The 15767-nt window shown below is 45.3% G+C and carries 19 protein-coding genes; 10 read left to right on the top strand and 9 right to left on the bottom strand.

Annotation, left to right across the window (positions count from 1 at the left end; all coding sequences use genetic code 11):
* Positions 1 to 4: 4 nt before the first annotated feature.
* From vscX to sctW, 4 genes are read right to left on the bottom strand one after another with little or no spacing between them, the layout of a single operon-like run.
* Entirely contained in the window at positions 5 to 382 is a 378-nt protein-coding gene (gene vscX / locus UQW94_RS14445) for a type III secretion system protein VscX (RefSeq protein WP_005377246.1), read from the bottom strand.
* Positions 379 to 753 carry a type III secretion chaperone SycN gene (gene sycN, locus UQW94_RS14440; protein ID WP_137282051.1) on the bottom strand — a complete coding sequence of 125 codons (375 nt, stop codon included), beginning with the start codon at positions 751 to 753 and terminating at the stop codon, positions 379 to 381. Before sycN ends, vscX begins: the two co-directional genes overlap by 4 nt.
* Entirely contained in the window at positions 740 to 1024 is a 285-nt protein-coding gene (locus tag UQW94_RS14435) for a TyeA family type III secretion system gatekeeper subunit (protein WP_005377239.1), read from the bottom strand. The genes sycN and UQW94_RS14435 overlap by 14 nt, the downstream gene beginning before the upstream one ends.
* Positions 1005 to 1898, bottom strand: coding sequence for a type III secretion system gatekeeper subunit SctW (sctW, locus tag UQW94_RS14430; RefSeq protein WP_017821331.1), 894 nt, complete (start codon positions 1896 to 1898; stop codon positions 1005 to 1007). The genes UQW94_RS14435 and sctW overlap by 20 nt, the downstream gene beginning before the upstream one ends.
* Before the next feature lie 185 nt (positions 1899 to 2083).
* Between sctW and vscN the strand changes: the two genes are divergently transcribed.
* From vscN to UQW94_RS14380, 10 genes are all read left to right on the top strand, one after another.
* The gene (vscN, locus tag UQW94_RS14425) at positions 2084 to 3406 is read left to right on the top strand and encodes a SctN family type III secretion system ATPase VscN (protein WP_005377237.1); all 1323 of its coding nucleotides are present in this window, start codon (positions 2084 to 2086) and stop codon (positions 3404 to 3406) included.
* Positions 3403 to 3864, top strand: a complete 462-nt coding sequence (locus tag UQW94_RS14420; protein ID WP_005377236.1) for a type III secretion protein — start codon at positions 3403 to 3405, stop codon at positions 3862 to 3864. The genes vscN and UQW94_RS14420 overlap by 4 nt, the downstream gene beginning before the upstream one ends.
* 9 nt (positions 3865 to 3873) lie before the next feature.
* On the top strand, positions 3874 to 5085 hold the full coding sequence (locus UQW94_RS14415; protein ID WP_322142320.1) for a type III secretion system needle length determinant: 1212 nt from the start codon (positions 3874 to 3876) through the stop codon (positions 5083 to 5085).
* Positions 5082 to 6050, top strand: a complete 969-nt coding sequence (gene vscQ / locus UQW94_RS14410) for a SctQ family type III secretion system cytoplasmic ring protein VscQ (RefSeq protein WP_025768125.1) — start codon at positions 5082 to 5084, stop codon at positions 6048 to 6050. The genes UQW94_RS14415 and vscQ overlap by 4 nt, the downstream gene beginning before the upstream one ends.
* A complete protein-coding gene (vscR, locus tag UQW94_RS14405; RefSeq protein WP_005377232.1) occupies positions 6047 to 6697 on the top strand; it encodes a SctR family type III secretion system export apparatus subunit VscR in 651 nt (216 codons plus the stop codon). Before vscQ ends, vscR begins: the two co-directional genes overlap by 4 nt.
* Before the next feature lie 13 nt (positions 6698 to 6710).
* On the top strand, positions 6711 to 6977 hold the full coding sequence (vscS, locus tag UQW94_RS14400; RefSeq protein ID WP_005377227.1) for a SctS family type III secretion system export apparatus subunit VscS: 267 nt from the start codon (positions 6711 to 6713) through the stop codon (positions 6975 to 6977).
* Positions 6974 to 7759, top strand: a complete 786-nt coding sequence (sctT, locus tag UQW94_RS14395; protein ID WP_031778955.1) for a type III secretion system export apparatus subunit SctT — start codon at positions 6974 to 6976, stop codon at positions 7757 to 7759. Before vscS ends, sctT begins: the two co-directional genes overlap by 4 nt.
* 15 nt (positions 7760 to 7774) lie before the next feature.
* The gene (gene vscU / locus UQW94_RS14390; RefSeq protein ID WP_053350339.1) at positions 7775 to 8824 is read left to right on the top strand and encodes a SctU family type III secretion system export apparatus subunit VscU; all 1050 of its coding nucleotides are present in this window, start codon (positions 7775 to 7777) and stop codon (positions 8822 to 8824) included.
* A 101-nt stretch (positions 8825 to 8925) separates the two neighbouring features.
* Positions 8926 to 9636, top strand: a complete 711-nt coding sequence (locus UQW94_RS14385; protein WP_206958226.1) for a helix-turn-helix domain-containing protein — start codon at positions 8926 to 8928, stop codon at positions 9634 to 9636.
* A 106-nt stretch (positions 9637 to 9742) separates the two neighbouring features.
* Complete coding sequence (locus UQW94_RS14380; protein WP_416153103.1) at positions 9743 to 10645, top strand: DMT family transporter; 903 nt, start codon at positions 9743 to 9745, stop codon at positions 10643 to 10645.
* 89 nt (positions 10646 to 10734) lie between these two features.
* Here the strand turns inward: UQW94_RS14380 and UQW94_RS14375 are convergent, their stop codons facing one another.
* The 5 genes from UQW94_RS14375 to UQW94_RS14355 form a co-directional block, all read right to left on the bottom strand.
* Positions 10735 to 12213, bottom strand: coding sequence for a hypothetical protein (locus UQW94_RS14375; RefSeq protein ID WP_005387135.1), 1479 nt, complete (start codon positions 12211 to 12213; stop codon positions 10735 to 10737).
* A gap of 9 nt (positions 12214 to 12222) precedes the next feature.
* Entirely contained in the window at positions 12223 to 12681 is a 459-nt protein-coding gene (locus UQW94_RS14370) for a CesT family type III secretion system chaperone (RefSeq protein WP_005387141.1), read from the bottom strand.
* A gap of 230 nt (positions 12682 to 12911) precedes the next feature.
* On the bottom strand, positions 12912 to 13889 hold the full coding sequence (gene vopR / locus UQW94_RS14365) for a type III secretion system effector VopR (RefSeq protein WP_005377210.1): 978 nt from the start codon (positions 13887 to 13889) through the stop codon (positions 12912 to 12914).
* Positions 13890 to 13899: 10 nt separating this feature from the next.
* Positions 13900 to 14346: a type III secretion system chaperone gene (locus UQW94_RS14360; protein WP_025768119.1), complete on the bottom strand. Its 447-nt coding sequence runs from the start codon at positions 14344 to 14346 to the stop codon at positions 13900 to 13902.
* Between the two features lie 255 nt (positions 14347 to 14601).
* A complete protein-coding gene (locus tag UQW94_RS14355) occupies positions 14602 to 15765 on the bottom strand; it encodes a VopS family T3SS effector adenosine monophosphate-protein transferase (protein ID WP_322142319.1) in 1164 nt (387 codons plus the stop codon).
* Positions 15766 to 15767: the final 2 nt, after the last annotated feature.

Here is a 15767-nt window from a genome sequence, read left to right as displayed (position 1 = left end):
TTGGTTAGACCTGAATAAGGAGATTGAGCGCCATAGTGAGGTAACGCTGATCAAGTTGTGTACTTTGTAGCGTTTCAGATGCTTTGATAAAAGAAGCGGAGCCTGAATCCTGTGCAAGAACTTGCAGCTGAGCTAACGTTTCATCAAATTGTTGACGGTATTTTTCTGGACGCAACAACTCTGAGTGCAGCAGCTTGGGCTTAGTTAACGCGATGAGATATTGGTCTGAAGGCCGGAGGTCATAGAGCTTCTCTAAATGTGTAGCGACCGCCTGACCATCAGGAAGCAATTGAAATCGCTCTGGGAAATCGGCCTTAACTTCACTATGAGTAACATGCGTAAAGGCTTCGATGCCTACGTTTAAAGTGCTGACTCGAGTCATGAGCCTGCCACATCGTTATGTAGACGAGCCAAAAGCGTAAACGCTTGCTCTAAGGTCGGAAGTGTTACTTCTTCTCCATTTAGCCTTGCTGAAAAAACCAGAGTTTGTTCATCTAACAAGCCGGTTTTAATTTCGAAAGGCCAGCCTTGATCGGCATGACACAAACACAGTGCACTTTGAATCATGTCACTGGTTTGATGCCAAGATAACGCTCGAGACAACATCAAGAATAACTGCTCACCCTGTCGCTCAATATGCAGCGTACCACTTTGCTCAAAATCCAGCTGCACCCGTCCAGCTGATGAGAAATCGACGGCATCGAGCCCCATTCCTCGGCAAAATTCATCGACGGATGCATCAATCCAACTCATCTTCCCACGCTTCCTCTTCTTCTATATCAATGGCTTCGTCTAGCGCCTTTTGTACCGCTTGGATTAAATTCTGTCGTTGTTCTTCATCGGCGAATACGTCAATTGGGATTGCGCGAACTAACTTATGGAACTCTCGAAAAAAATCGATTTTTTGTTCTACCGCCGTCAATTCCATTGCGTTGGCGACTTTCCATATCTCATCACTGCTTACCCATCGCTGCTCTACCAACGCAATCACATCAGCCATCAAATTAGAAACTTGATAAGCCATAATTCGTCCTTTCCGGTTTAAACATTTGGAACAGCTGACTCACACGATCTTGCAACGTATTTAGAGTTTTGAGTTTTTGCATATCGGACATCAACCACTGCAACTTAACCGAATCGATACTGCTACCTTGAACACTAAGATCTGCACTCATGCCTTGCAGCATAAAGTCAACAGCGGTCGATACCTCCTGCTCACCAAAGCGCGCCACTACATCTTGATAAGCCGCGCCGAGCCCTTGATAACTATGAACGGTATCGCGGTAGAAGCCGCGCAGCTGATGCAAAGAGCTAAACTCTTGCTCTTGGCTGTATTCATCAGCAAAATTTGAGACACGGATTTCCGTATCAATTTGAGACCATGTATCTGGGTTTTGCTCGATTCTTAGAAGTGCTTGGTCAATCAGCGCTAGTAGGTGTTTACTTTCTGGACTCGCACTCAAAAACTTTTTAACGGCTTTTAGGGCGAGGTATTGATGGCTTTTCTCCTCGGAAAACCCATTCAAGTAGGCTTGTAATTGAGCGATGGTCGAGATATTCCCTCCCGCCATTTTTGTAGCCAAATCTTTGATCTTTTGGTTCTTTTCAAGATCAGGGACTTTTCGCAGATAGTCCGAAACGAGTTCGTGCGCTTCATTAACTCGAACACCACTGTCTTTCACTTTGCGCTTGGTCAGATCTTTCTCTGCTTTTTCGGAACCGAGTGAAGTGAGTTCTTCCATCGCATCAAAAAGTGATTGTGTGGCATTGTGAACACGGACGGTTTCACCGCGATAATTGCCTTTTTGTGAAACGTCGGGACGAGACGATTCCAACCCGTTTTGGATAGACGCATCAAACTTTGGATTTGTTGCGATATGATTGTTGATAATACTCATTCACTTGCACTCCTTCCGCACAATACAGGCGAATTATAGGAAGTGCGCTTTGTTGAAGCTGTCAAAATCAGACGTGTTTTTTTAGTGCGCTTTCAGTTTTCTAAAAACTCCCGACTGATATTCACTATAAATTGATTCTTATACTTTCTATCCTCTCAGCATCAATCATTGCGCATATTTTTACCTTGAACGATTTCTCATACATCACTGATATCCAACAATCTGCGATTAAACACACGCGTTTGATCCAAATTCGCGGGCGCGTTACACAAGTCACCGGCACCATTATCAAAGCTGTCGTCCCTGGCGTTCGTGTAGGTGAACTGTGTGAGTTGCGTAATCCCGATCAAACTCTGTCTTTGTTAGCGGAAGTGGTTGGCTTCCAGCAGCATCACGCTCTGCTCACCCCGTTAGGAAATATGTTTGGGATTTCCTCAAATACAGAAGTAAGCCCAATGGGCAAAATGCACGAAGTGGGTGTTGGCGACCACCTGTTAGGTACAACGCTTGACGGGCTTGGACGTCCTTTCGATGGTACGCAGAGTCAGGAACCAAGTGCTTGGTATCCTGTTTATCGCGATGCGCCACCACCAATGCAACGTAAACTAATTGAAAAGCCAATCTCTCTTGGCGTTCGATCCATTGATGGGCTACTGACCTGTGGTGAAGGTCAGCGCATGGGTATTTTTGCAGCGGCTGGTGGGGGTAAAAGTACCCTACTGGCAAAACTGATTCGCTCCGCAGAAGTTGACGTGACTGTTCTCGCCTTAATTGGTGAACGCGGACGCGAAGTACGCGAGTTTATTGAGCATGACCTAGGCGAAGAAGGAATGGCCAAATCGGTTTTAGTGGTCGCTACCTCTGATCGCCCAGCAATGGAGCGCGCCAAAGCCGCTTTTGTTGCCACTTCTATCGCAGAATATTTTCGTGACCAAGGTAAACGCGTGCTACTGCTGATGGATTCTGTAACGCGTTTCGCCCGCGCACAGAGGGAGATTGGACTAGCCGCAGGCGAGCCACCAACACGACGTGGCTATCCGCCTTCCGTTTTTGCCGCTTTGCCAAAGCTGATGGAACGAGCTGGACAATCAGACAAAGGATCAATTACAGCACTGTACACCGTGTTGGTGGAAGGTGACGACATGACAGAGCCTGTCGCGGATGAAACTCGCTCCATTTTAGATGGGCACATCATTCTCTCGCGCAAGCTTGCGGCAATGAACCATTACCCCGCCATTGATGTACTTCGGTCAGCAAGCCGAGTGATGAATCAAATCGTTGAACCCGATCATCAGGCGTCTGCTGCTCATATTCGCGAAATGTTAGCTAAGTATGAAGAAGTTGAGCTGCTAATCAAAATTGGCGAATACCAACATGGCGCAGATAGCCTAGCAGATATGGCCATTGCACAAAGTGATGATATACGCGCCTTTTTACGCCAAGGCACTCATGAACCAAGCGATCTTGATGGCGCTATCGCTCAACTTAAAGGGATGGCGAAACAATGATAGAACGTTTATTAGAAATCAAAAAAATTCGCGCTGACCGTGCGGATAAAGCCGTCAAGCGTCAAGAATACCGAGTGTCAAACGCCGCAGCACAGGTTCAAAAGGCCGAACGTTCTGTCGCGGACTATCACGTTTGGCGCCAGGAAGAAGAAGAGCGACGTTTTGCTAAAGCAAAACAACAAACGCTCGTTCTCAAAGAGCTGGAAACATTAAGACAAGAAATCGCGTTGTTAAGAGAGAGAGAAGCCGAACTTAAACAACGTGTGGCCGAGTCAAAAAAAGCGCTTGAAATCGAACGCTCGGCACTTAAAGAAAAGCAAAAAGAGGCGCGACAAGCCCATAAAACCAAAGAAAAATTCGTTCAGTTGCAGCAACAAGAAGTCGCGGAAAAATCGCGAGAAAGGCAATACCAAGAAGAACTCGAACAGGAAGAGTTTCGCACTGTCGACATTATCTAAAGGTTCACTATGCGCATTACCCCAACAACTGAAGCATCGAATACGCTGCACAAATCAACGCCAGAACAAGCGCCTCTCGAGAAGGAGGCCGAGCTTCAATCACAATTCGAGCATGCAATGACGAAGAAGCCTAGCAAGGGAAAGGAGTCTATCGTTGGGAATCCCCAAAAAAATCATACTGGCGAAAAAGACATACCGCTAAGGCATAAGACATCTCAAGGTCTAGAGAAGAAACCTAACCTATCGAACCAAGAAGCCAACGCTGACAAAAACATCTCCACCTTAAACGGTCAAAGTGACGTCGTCACTAAGAGAGACGTAGAGAAATCGCAAGACGACGCAGCAAATAGCGAAGAAATAATTAGCGAAAACAATAAATTGCTTAAAAATGATGGAAAAAGCGATGGCGACACAGTTCTAAGCTCCCCTTCTACCGAGCGTGTTGATCCTCACTTTCAAGCTCAAGCTCATTTGAAAGATGATAAACCGACGCCGATGGATAAACATACCTCGCCGGATTGTCTCTCTACGCTTGAGTCTGGCTTGCTTCCCCAAAGTGCGACAGAGACAGAGCTCGCTCAATATGGGATTAACATTGTTGGCTTAACGAAAAAGCAAACTGAAAAAACGCACAATAAGCGTGCAACTCCGCCGCTACAGAATACAGGCAAACGATCAGACCAAACTGGTGGCCTGCCTGAAACCAAGCCTCTTGAAAAAATCGTGACGAAAAGCGCACTAGTCGCCGTTAAAACGGATGAAGAAAAAGTGCCTTCTCAACCCTTTGCAAGTGCGGTAACACAAGGCGATGTCATCCTAAAAAGTGTTGCTTCGCAGGCTCAACCAAGCCCAACGCGAGACGTAAACCAATTACTCCAGCAATTGGTGGACAAAATCTATGTTGCTCTACCAACCGCATCGGACAACAAAGAGGTTCGGCTGTTTCTAAGTGAAGGGCAATTAAAAGGTGGTGAAATCCACATAAAGTTGGACGCTCAAGGGTATAGCGTGACGATTCGACAAGAGCATGCCCTTTCCATTATTAGCCAGCAAGCTAGACAAGATCTTGCTGAACGGCTAAACCGATTCGGCGGTGAGCAGCCACTTCGCTTAGCGATCAGCGAACAAACTCAACAGCTCGATCAACAACAACATGAACAACAACACTCACGCCAACAACGCAGCGTGTATGAAGAATGGCAAGCGGAGAATGACCTATGACGCCGTTAATAATACCCAAAGTGGATGCAGAAAGTATCGCGCTCAGCAATCAACTTTGTGCAAAACAGTGCCACTTCCAAGGGACTGATGGTCAGAGCGTATCGATTACTGTTGCTCAAATCCCTTCATTTGAAGGGTTCCGTTTAACCACGTTGATTGGAGGGCAAACCCTACAAGTAGACTTTTCTCGTGCGCAGCTCCAACATTGGCTGAAATCGACCTTAAATGCTACTGCGTTTGAGTCCCTGCCTAACTCCCTCCAGTTAGCACTTTTGAGCTCACAGATAGAACCGCATAGTGAGGCAATCAAAGCGCTATTTGGTCAGTTACCCATTCTTAGTCAACTACAGCCGTTAGAGGCGAGCCAGGCCCAAGAGCATACTTTAATGTTAACCCTCAATAAGCCTAACGGCTCTCTTTGTTTGTGGGTTAGCGAAGGATCAGACGTGTTGTTGGATGCGCTACCAAACAGCGCTGCTCTACAAGCTCGACACCTCGCTTTACCTGTGTGGTTAAGTCTTGGAAGGACCCATTTGACGTTAAGCGAATTTAATTCGCTCGAGCTGGGAGATGTCATCTTTTTTGACGATGGTTACATCGCCAAGCAACAAGCCATTTTTCAAGTATCTAACCAGAATCTCTGGCGCTGCCAGCTAGATGACCAAACTCTTCACATTATTGAAAAAGAAACCAATATGAATGACGTAAACACTTCAGAAATGTTAACCGACCACCAGCAACTGCCTGTGGAACTCACGTTTGATATCGGCCATCAAACCATCACGCTAGAGCAGCTTAACCAGCTTCAGCCAGGGTACGTATTCGAGCTAAACCAGCCTGTATCTAAGCCGGTAACATTGCGTGCCAACGGCAAAATCATTGGTGAGTGTGAACTGGTTAATGTTAACGAACATTTAGGTGTGCGCGTACTGGAGCTGTTCGGTGGCACGCAGGAGCCAGCATGATCCAGTTACCCGACGAGCTCAATCTCATTGTCAGCTTAGCACTGCTGGCACTGATCCCATTTATCGCCATGATGGCGACGTCGTTTGTGAAACTCGCCGTTGTATTCTCACTGCTGCGTAACGCTCTCGGTGTACAGCAAATTCCGCCGAATATGGCGCTTTACGGATTGGCTATCATTCTGTCAATTTTCATCATGGCTCCCGTCGGGTTTGAAACCTACGACTACGTAAAGCAGCATGATATCTCCCTTGAAGATTCTGCAAGTGTAGAAGGCCTCATTGAAAGCGGTTTACAGCCTTATCGAGAATTTTTGAAAAAGCATATTCGGGAAACCGAAGCCATATTCTTCACTGATGCTGCACGCACATTGTGGCCACAGAAGTACGTAGACCGTTTAGAGTCGGACAGCTTATTGCTCTTACTGCCCGCATTTACCGTCAGCGAGCTTACTCGCGCTTTTGAAATTGGCTTTCTGTTGTACTTACCGTTCATCGCTATTGACCTAATTGTGTCGAATATCCTACTCGCGATGGGGATGATGATGGTATCGCCAATGACGATTTCCCTCCCCTTCAAATTGTTGCTTTTTGTCTTGCTTGACGGCTGGACAAAGCTCACCCACGGCTTAGTGTTGAGTTACGGTTAATCACGGAGAAAGTATGCATTCTGCTGAAATCATTCATTTCACGACTCAAGCATTAACCCTAGTGTTGTACTTGTCATTACCGCCGATTTTAGTCGCAGCATTGGTTGGTACATTGGTGTCGCTTATTCAGGCGTTAACTCAGGTCCAAGAACAAACGTTAGGCTTTGTGGTCAAGCTTATCGCGGTCATTATTACGCTGTTCGTCACAACGCAATGGCTAGGGGCAGAGCTCCACGCCTTCGCCTCGCTTGCTATGGATAAAATTCCTCAAATACGATGAGTTATCACGACTTACACCAGGCTTTATTTTTGTACAGCCTGACGTTACCTAGGTTAATGGCATGCTTCATCTTTTTGCCTATTTTGAGCAAGCAAATGTTAGGCGGCACCATGGTGAGAAATGGTGTGCTTTGCTCACTCGCACTGTTTATATTTCCGATGATTAATCAGCAAAGCTTGCCCGCAGAAACCGACGGCATTTGGCTGATAATGATTTTGGGTAAGGAGGTATTAATTGGGCTATTGATAGGGTTTGTTGCTGCTATCCCCTTTTGGGCGATAGAAGCGGCCGGCTTTCTGGTCGACAACCAACGTGGGGCTGCCATGGCAAGTATGTTTAACCCAACGCTAGGCTCACAATCCACACCAACAGCGGTATTACTGACCCAAACGTTGATTACCCTGTTCTTCTCTGGCGGGGGCTTTGTCACTTTTATCTATGCGTTATTCAAAAGCTATACATCTTGGCCGATCGTGGACTTTTTCCCAACCGTTAGCGACGCATGGGTGAGCTTCTTCTACGCGCAATTTGAACAGCTTATGTGGCTTGGTGTGTTGATGTCCGCTCCACTAGTGTTGGCAATGTTTCTTGCTGAGTTTGGTCTGGCGCTTATCAGTCGTTTTGCACCGCAATTGAATGTTTTTTTCCTTGCCATGCCAATAAAAAGTGCCATCGCGAGTGTTTTACTGATCGTGTATCTCGGAATAATGATGGATCACTTTGAAGTACAGTTTTACGGCATTACCCGATTCGCAGAACAACTCAATACCATTTGGCAATAACGCTTAGGATTCTTTATGAGTGCAGAAAAAACAGAGCAACCCACCGCAAAAAAGTTACGCGATGCTCGACAGAAAGGTCAGGTTGCCAAAAGCCAAGAAATCGTATCGTCTGCATTAATTTTGGCGCTCATAATTGTACTGTTTGCGTTCGCCGATTATTACATGTCGCACATCTCAGCGCTTATTCTCCTACCAAGTAAGCTTGCTTATCAGGGTTTCCAAGATGCGCTAGTCGATGTCGCTATCGCCATCGCAAAAGAAATTGCCTATCTACTCGCTCCGATTATTCTGGTTGCTGCACTCGTCGCCATCTTTTCCAATATGGGGCAGTTCGGATTCCTATTTAGTGGTGAGTCCGTTAAACCCGACATCAAAAAGATCAATCCCGTCGAAGGGGCCAAACGCATTTTTTCCCTCAAGAGTGTGATTGAGTTTATCAAGTCGATCCTTAAAGTCTCTCTTCTTTCCTGCATTATCTGGGTGACATTACGCGGTAACATCAACGCTTTAATGCAAATTCCAACTTGTGGGCTAGAATGTGTCCCGACCATTACTGGCGTCATGATTAAACAATTAATGATTATCTCTTCGGTAGGCTTCATCGTCATCGCTGCAGCAGATTTTGCGTACCAGAAGTTTGATCACACGAAAAAGCTCAAAATGAGCAAGGACGAAGTGAAGCGCGAATACAAAGAGATGGAAGGCAGTCCAGAAATAAAAAGCAAACGTCGTCAGTTGCACCAAGAGCTACAAGCCTCCAATCAACGCGAAAACGTTAAACGTTCTAATGTATTAGTTACAAACCCAACACATATCGCGGTTGGCCTTTATTACAAGAAAGGCGAAACGCCCCTGCCCGTCATCACTTTGATGGAAACCGATGCGGTAGCCAAACGTATGGTCGCAATCGCTAGAGAGGAAGGTGTGCCTGTGATGCAAAAAGTCCCTCTTGCTCGTGCACTATACGCCGACGGCAACGTCGACCAGTACATCCCAAGCGATCTTATTGAAGCAACTGCGGAAGTGCTTCGTTGGTTGGCCTCGTTAGAGTCCGAGGCGGACTGACAAACCACATCCCATTCAAGATCTGGGCTTACAACTGCCCAGCTTTCAACCTCGATACTTTCAACGCTATAATGCGGTATCCTTTAACTGTATGTTGTTTTATGAAATCTAGCTTAAGCATCCGCTCCTACACGAAACGTATGAGCCGACATACTCATAGTGATTATCATCAACTCGTGCTTCCTCTCCAGGGCAACATACATATTGATATGGATAGTTATGTCGGAAAGGTGGCGGTTGGCGACTGCATAGTCATCCCCAAAAGTTGTGCTCACGGTTTTAATGCCGAAGAGTCATCACGCTTTATTGTTGCGGATATGACCACTTTGCCCACTCATTTGATGGATAATAGTGTGGCTGTGTTTTCGATTAGCCCGCCTCTACTGAGCTTTATCCAGTTTGTCGAAAAGCAACTTGAGTATCAGGTTAATGATGAAATTGAAAACTCAATGGTTGCAACCTTCTATCTGTTGCTGGAGCAGCAAAAGCGGTCTCGCTCCGTAGATTCGCGTATTCGAGATGTACAGGTTGTGATCGCCGAGCAGCTTGATCAGCCACTCACCATTGCCTCATTAGCGAATGCCGCTTGCTTGAGTCCGACGCAGTTTAAAAAGCTTTTTAAAGAGCAGCTAAAAGTGAGCGTCCATAAGTACATTACACTACAACGTATGGAAAAAGCCAAAGCACTACTGACTCATACAGACCTTCCAGTTCAGTTGATAGCTGAACGAGTTGGCTATAGTGACCTTTCCGCGTTTAGTCGACGGTTTTCAATGCATTTTGGTATGTCTCCTAGAGAGTTTTCCCGGTAGTCACTAAAATAGTCCTCTGGAACAAGTATTCCGTCTTTTCAGCACAAAAATCTCTATCGCTTTCTTTTATTCTTTCTACCCTAAAACAGCCATTCACTAGGTAGAAATTACAGTGTTAAAAAAACATTTCACCGACTATCAATTAGGAACTTTATCCATACTTTTTGCTTCAACCCTGTGGGGAACGACGGGCACCGCTGCCAGCTTGGCACCGGATGTCAGTGCTCTCGCCATTGGCGCATTTTCTATGGGTATTGGTGGATTTATGCAAGCATGTCTGTCTGCGAAGTCACTGAAGAGAGATTTTCGAAAAGTCGTACATAAGAAGAAAACGTTACTGGTTAGTATTATCGCCTTAGCCACCTACCCACTGGCTTTTTATTCATCAATGCGATTCGCCGGTGTGGCTATTGGTACGGTTATTTCTATCTCCACTGCACCTTTCTTTTCTGCTTTGTTAGAGTGTCTCTTTAGCCGAAATCAGACCATAACCAAGCGCTGGATGATGAGTTTCGCAATCGGGGTCATTGGCATTACCTTGTTGTTGGCTTCTGAGTCATCCGCAAATAGCTTATTTGATCATGATATGAAGCATTGGGGTGTATTACTTGGCCTATTGGCAGGTTTGACGTACGCCATTTACTCATGGGGAGTAAAGACTATGATTGACCACGGCATTGAATCGCAAACGGCCATGGGAAGTGTTTTTGGTATTGGTGGAGTTTTGCTTCTACCAACACTTTTCATCACGGGCGATAATCTATTTGCATCATCAACTAATACGACGGTCATGCTCTACATGGCCTTGATTCCAATGGGGTTAGGTTACGTCGCTTTTGGGTTTGGGCTACGGTTTGTTACAGCCAGTGGAGCTAGCATACTCACGCTATTTGAACCTGTTATCGCAGCAGCACTAGCAGTTGCGATTGTTGGGGAAGAAATTTCTTTCATTGGTTGGGTTGGTATAACGTTGACACTTGTGTGTTTGTTTCTTCAGTCGAAAAGTTAAATTCAATGGACATGAGCCAGCCCCAAAAAGGAACGCTGACGGTAGATAAAGTAAGGAGCAGCACCTACCCCCTACTTTACCATTTGAAATTACACCCAGCCTTCAGCCAAGTACATCAATCGCAATTGACTTGGTGAGCCTAGTTTTTCTAGCGCATCTAATTGGACGTCACTCAGGTTTGGGCATTTATCAAGATAAACCCGTCCGTTTGCTGCATCTAGGGGGAGCTTGTAGGTGAGCTTTTCGTTGATTTTACTTGCTTCCCCTTTATCAATCGCTCGAACAGCTGGCATGAGCCAATCCCAATCTTCTCCTAACAGTTTTTTAAATGCCCCGTTAGCAATAGACTCGGTTTTACTTGGTGCATCCTCTGGGCTTAGCTTCAAGATAGAGTCTACGTCAGGGACCAAGTGCTCACTTGGTTCTGAACCCAACATCTTTTTCAGTGTTAATCGAGCGGCTTCCATCTCTTGTGCCTCTTTAGGCGCTTGAGGAGAAGTCATTGCAGTATTCTCCTTAGGACCAAGGTACGCCATTAATGCACGGACAGAAGCCGGATCTTGCATACTGAAGGTAAAGTCTCCTTTTGCATTGGAAACTTCAAGTCTAGGTAAAACACCAGACATTTCACCTTGCATAAGTTGCTCTTTTACTTCCGTATTTAACCCGTATGCCCCAGCTTGGTTCGCCACAAAACCACCGCCGCTCATGATAGCAGTCGTTGCCGCAGAACCGATTGCCTCTTTTGCTATCGGTGTGACGCCCACCGTTGCTACAGAGCTAACACCGAACGTGCCCAGGCTCCCCGTCGCCATACCTAATGTAGCTCCAATGCCACCTTCAGCCGACAGTATCGCATGACCTTGAGCCAAGGTTTGCTGCATCGGCATAGAAAGACGTTGATCTCGCCCTGGCAGCTGTGAAATTTGTTCTAACTGATGATGGTAAGCCTCAGCATCACCATTTACGGCCGCTTTGTGCAGCTCTCGACCTGTAGAAATCAATAAGCCAACGCCAGGTAATGCCAAGTTAATAACGGCGTTCACACCAGAACCTTTTAGCTTTTCTTTGCCCATCTGTAACAGTTCAGCAGCGAAGCCATCCATTTTTCCTGGATACTGGGCTTCTAAACTCACCTGCATACGCGGATCTTTGCTGATCGCATCAAACGTATTTTTAAGCTGCTGGTACGTATCGCTGCTCACTTTTATTTCATCCAATAGGCTGACAACTTCTAAGATTTTACGCTCAGTAAGTGGCTCACCGCGATAGCCTGAAGGACTCACTAGGGAGTAAGCCAACAGCGCAACCTCAGGTTTTTCTTGCTTAAGTAGCGCCTGCTTTAAATCAAGGTGAGTTTTGATGTTTTCTTGGAAAAACTTAGTGTATTTGCTTCTCAATACGCCTTCGTGAATAGAAGCAAACTTATGACCTTTGTGGAATGTGGAAGGTTCTTTTACTTCACCTCTTTTACTGATCACTCGATCATCTTTTTGCGCAGCAACTGCACGAAACTGTTCTAGATCAGGTACTGGGCTTTGGCTGATTTTTTGTGTTGTATTAACCATTTTTCTCTCCTACACACGAAGTGATTGAACATGAGCTTGTTCATGATTAGAGGTGGTTGGAATCGCTTGATCCAACATTGCGAAACGCGCTTGCCACAGCTCGGCCTGTTCAATAACTTCGTGAAACCAAGCGGTAAGGTTCGTCGTATTTAGATGCTCAACGGGTTTACGTCCTGCTAAGACAAGCTGTCGACCGTTTGGAGCCAAAGCAAGTGCGAGGCTGCCACTACCTATTCCTTGATAGTTAGCATGAGCAAGAAGCTCTAAACCTTTTAGTCGTTGTTCACCGGATTTTTCTAACCCTCCGAACGTTACAGACAACATCAAATCATCCGTATCTGTCGCGATGAAATACAACATGTAGCGATCATCGACCAGTAGCTGACAACGTTCATTTTCTTCAAAATTCAGTTCGGGCAACTCATTGAGTTGGCAAAACTCCAAGAGCAGTTGTTGAATCGTGTTCATAACTTTTTCCTTTTGTTTCAATAACTCTATTGAACAACGATTGCAGATTGAACGATGTCGGTAATGGCTTTATTTTTGTCACTTTTTCGCCTTCATTGTGAGGTTTTCCGCAGAAACCTCGCTCTAAAAACGAGTTGCCAGAGTAATAAAAAAGAGCAGCTCAGAGCTGCTCTTTCAATAAAGGTTAGATGCTTAGCATGATGTATTTGCTCACTTCTTTTGCAGAGTGACTAACCCAGTTTATGGCTATCAAAAATGACTTCTGTTGGCGGGAACATATTCGAAACAGGTGGTCGTTGTGCATCTCCAAACATTGGTGCACCGAATGCAGATGTCGCCCACGGGTCAACAATTTTCACATCCTTACTCCACGTTGATGGATCTTTTATGTCGCTCCCCTCTTGTCGACCAACCAGTACATAAAGGTGTGTACCTGAATGACCCTTTTTAAACGCAACCACTTCTACTTTGGGTTCACTTTCAGGTGTTCCTGACATGCCTTGAATCATCTCAGCGGCGGCAGCAAAGGCAAATGTAGTACAGCAGCCGGCTTTCGCGGTTTGTACTGCCTTAGCAATGTTCTGTAGAGTGCTTAATTGCGGTGCGGTTCCTCTTTGTGCTGCAGCTTGAACTCCGTTTGCGGACATCGTCGCTCTGTGATCTTGCATGATTCGCGCTTGATCCGCGTGAAGCTCTTTTAGTCGTGGCTTTCCTTTTGTTTCATAAAACTGTGACCCCTTAACACCGAACGTATTTAAGTCCGTACAGGCAAAATCACCAAGCTTTTGAAGGTTGGCTTTATGTTCGTTGATAAGCGCGACACTCGATGAGGCTTTATTGGTTTTGGAAGAAGAGGCTGCCGTTTGTGAAGTGGGCCAATTTGAGCTAGGACCAGACGACAATCTCTCAAGATTTTTCAGGCTCCCAAGCGTTAACTTGTTTTCACCGTTCAACACATTTTTCAGCATGAGCTTCGCAACATCTTTAGGAATACCCTGCTTAGTAAGCAGGTTCACTACAATATCTTTCGCTTTATTCTGGTGGCTAATACGCGCGCTGATACTTTTATTTTTTGGTGCGCCCTCTTTAACAAAAATATCTTTACCGTTGTGTGCTCGAACCTCTTTGTCGTCAGCTTGATTTTGTGTCGCCAAATGTGACGTTAACTGACTCAACGAGTGCATTTGCGATGTATTAATATTGACCATGTGTGATGCCTTAAACTTGAATAAATGCGTGTACGTCTGTTTGGCTAAAATCTACAACCGTGTTGTTTTGAAATAACTGTCCCCAAGTATCAACTAATTCGTTCAACTGAATGATTAAGTTAGCAATGTTGGTGAGTTCGCTTCCAGTCGCGATAGCAACTTGAAGAACAACGTCTTTGCGTGTTGGATTCACACAAAACTGCACACCACCTGTTTCTCGATACAAAAAGTTGTATTCAAGTAAAACTTGAAGTTTATCTAGCGTAATATCATCTTGTTCTATAAGCAGGTTTTTGGAAATCAATAACTCGCCTTTTTCCTCTACGAGCAGAACATCAACACTGTTGTTTTCAGCAAAATGCAGTGACCACATTTGATCGTCATACGCTGTCACGCGCTCAAGGTTCAGCACTTCTCCTAGCTCAGAGAGAAGCATATTAATCTTTCCTGTATCCATGTTGTGTCCTGTCTAATCTATTATAACTAAGTGACATCGATATATTTATTTCAGCGAAGCCACTTGGGTATAACGGCTCATTTAAATAAGCGAATAAGGATAAAAGAGATTTTATGGCGAGATAGAAACCGACACTTTATTTCAACGTCTCATTTTTATTGCTATTAGCCGTTTTATTGAGAAGAAAAATTAAGGTTAAGCTGGAAAATAAAAGAGCGGCAATCGCCGCTCCGAAAATTAAATATAAGTAGAAAATCACTTAATACCGTGAAGGCTATTTTCTGCATCCATAGCTAAAGGATTGAACGAGTCGTTACGAAGTTCTGCTATCGCGTATAGCATACGCCCCATGCGACCATTTCCATCGGTAAAGCCATGGTACCCGATAACTCCGGCGAACAAATGTTTACCTAAGTCTTTATCTTCTACAGGGTTCTCTTTCAAAAAGCCTTCAATGTGCTGCTTTAACATGCCCTCACCGCCAATACTTGAAGGCAAAGTGCCACCCGAAATATTTGGCCCTCGGTAATCACGCTCAACATTAGGCACCAATCGAGCGTGTAGCTCTTTTAGGTTTTCCATATTCAATAAGTCTTTACCATTAGACGCGTATTCTTTCAGTAAAGACGTAATATTTTCGGCATCGTTTCCTTTAGAGTTAGAAGCATTAATGATCCACGCCGCAGCTCTTTCAACATTATTGGTTACGCCACTTTTGTTAAACGCATCCTCCGCCAGTCCTTCAGCGTATACACCTTGGCTTAGATCGGTGCTTGCTAGACCTTCGATATGACGTTGTGCCGATTTAAGATGCATCACCTCCATATCAAACACCGCTTGCATTTGATTAATGCTAGCTGCCGGGTTTTTCTGCGCTGCAGATACACCACCTCCGTAGTCTTTTACTACACGTCCAGCAAGCGACTTCGCTGCACTTTCGCCAATCAGTGATGTGAGGTTTTTACCAGAATCGGTTTCTAACATTGCCTCTGTCATCGCTCGCTCTGCTAACTGGTTTAGCTCAGCAGAGTTCGACTGAACTGATTTACTGTCTAACTTCGCAAAGGCATTTAAGACATCTGATGCGGTTTTTATGCTTCCATCTTTGAAGAACATTTGTCCATGCTCAACAGAAGAAGCAGCTTGTAAACGCTGAGCTTGTCCTTGCTCATTATCAAATACGGCTTTTGTAAGGGCTTTCGCTACCGATTGTGGGCTACCTTCGCGAAACAGTTTTCCTGTCGCTTCAAAAAATCGCGCTACTGCACCATTCGTAGGATTGGCGCGAGTAAATTCTTGGGTCGCTGCGTTGATTTGGTATTCTTTGCCACCAATACTCAGCTTACCTTCGTTAAGTATCTCGTTACGAGCTTGCGGCATGGCGGCCTGCAACGCGCTAACACTTCCAAAACTGATCATGT

It is taken from the genome of Vibrio sp. PBL-C16 (assembly GCF_034321865.1).
In the GTDB taxonomy this organism is placed as follows: Bacteria; Pseudomonadota; Gammaproteobacteria; order Enterobacterales; family Vibrionaceae; genus Vibrio; species Vibrio alginolyticus.
The sequence above is the reverse complement of the archived record's forward strand: the minus strand, read 5'-3'. Positions and strand labels throughout refer to the sequence as shown.

Bases quoted from the DNA above. Each gene is read 5' to 3' on its own strand.
- vscR (WP_005377232.1), top strand. From the start codon at position 6,047: ATGATCCAGTTACCCGACGAGCTCAATCTCATTGTCAGCTTAGCACTG.
- vscX (WP_005377246.1), bottom strand. From the start codon at position 382: ATGACTCGAGTCAGCACTTTAAACGTAGGCATCGAAGCCTTTACGCAT.
- vscU (WP_053350339.1), top strand. From the start codon at position 7,775: ATGAGTGCAGAAAAAACAGAGCAACCCACCGCAAAAAAGTTACGCGAT.
- sycN (WP_137282051.1), bottom strand. From the start codon at position 753: ATGAGTTGGATTGATGCATCCGTCGATGAATTTTGCCGAGGAATGGGG.
- vscQ (WP_025768125.1), top strand. From the start codon at position 5,082: ATGACGCCGTTAATAATACCCAAAGTGGATGCAGAAAGTATCGCGCTC.
- UQW94_RS14375 (WP_005387135.1), bottom strand. From the start codon at position 12,213: ATGGTTAATACAACACAAAAAATCAGCCAAAGCCCAGTACCTGATCTA.
- UQW94_RS14360 (WP_025768119.1), bottom strand. From the start codon at position 14,346: ATGGATACAGGAAAGATTAATATGCTTCTCTCTGAGCTAGGAGAAGTG.
- vscS (WP_005377227.1), top strand. From the start codon at position 6,711: ATGCATTCTGCTGAAATCATTCATTTCACGACTCAAGCATTAACCCTA.
- sctT (WP_031778955.1), top strand. From the start codon at position 6,974: ATGAGTTATCACGACTTACACCAGGCTTTATTTTTGTACAGCCTGACG.
- UQW94_RS14370 (WP_005387141.1), bottom strand. From the start codon at position 12,681: ATGAACACGATTCAACAACTGCTCTTGGAGTTTTGCCAACTCAATGAG.
- UQW94_RS14385 (WP_206958226.1), top strand. From the start codon at position 8,926: ATGAAATCTAGCTTAAGCATCCGCTCCTACACGAAACGTATGAGCCGA.
- vopR (WP_005377210.1), bottom strand. From the start codon at position 13,889: ATGGTCAATATTAATACATCGCAAATGCACTCGTTGAGTCAGTTAACG.
- UQW94_RS14420 (WP_005377236.1), top strand. From the start codon at position 3,403: ATGATAGAACGTTTATTAGAAATCAAAAAAATTCGCGCTGACCGTGCG.
- UQW94_RS14415 (WP_322142320.1), top strand. From the start codon at position 3,874: ATGCGCATTACCCCAACAACTGAAGCATCGAATACGCTGCACAAATCA.
- sctW (WP_017821331.1), bottom strand. From the start codon at position 1,898: ATGAGTATTATCAACAATCATATCGCAACAAATCCAAAGTTTGATGCG.
- UQW94_RS14435 (WP_005377239.1), bottom strand. From the start codon at position 1,024: ATGGCTTATCAAGTTTCTAATTTGATGGCTGATGTGATTGCGTTGGTA.
- UQW94_RS14355 (WP_322142319.1), bottom strand. From the start codon at position 15,765: ATGATCAGTTTTGGAAGTGTTAGCGCGTTGCAGGCCGCCATGCCGCAA.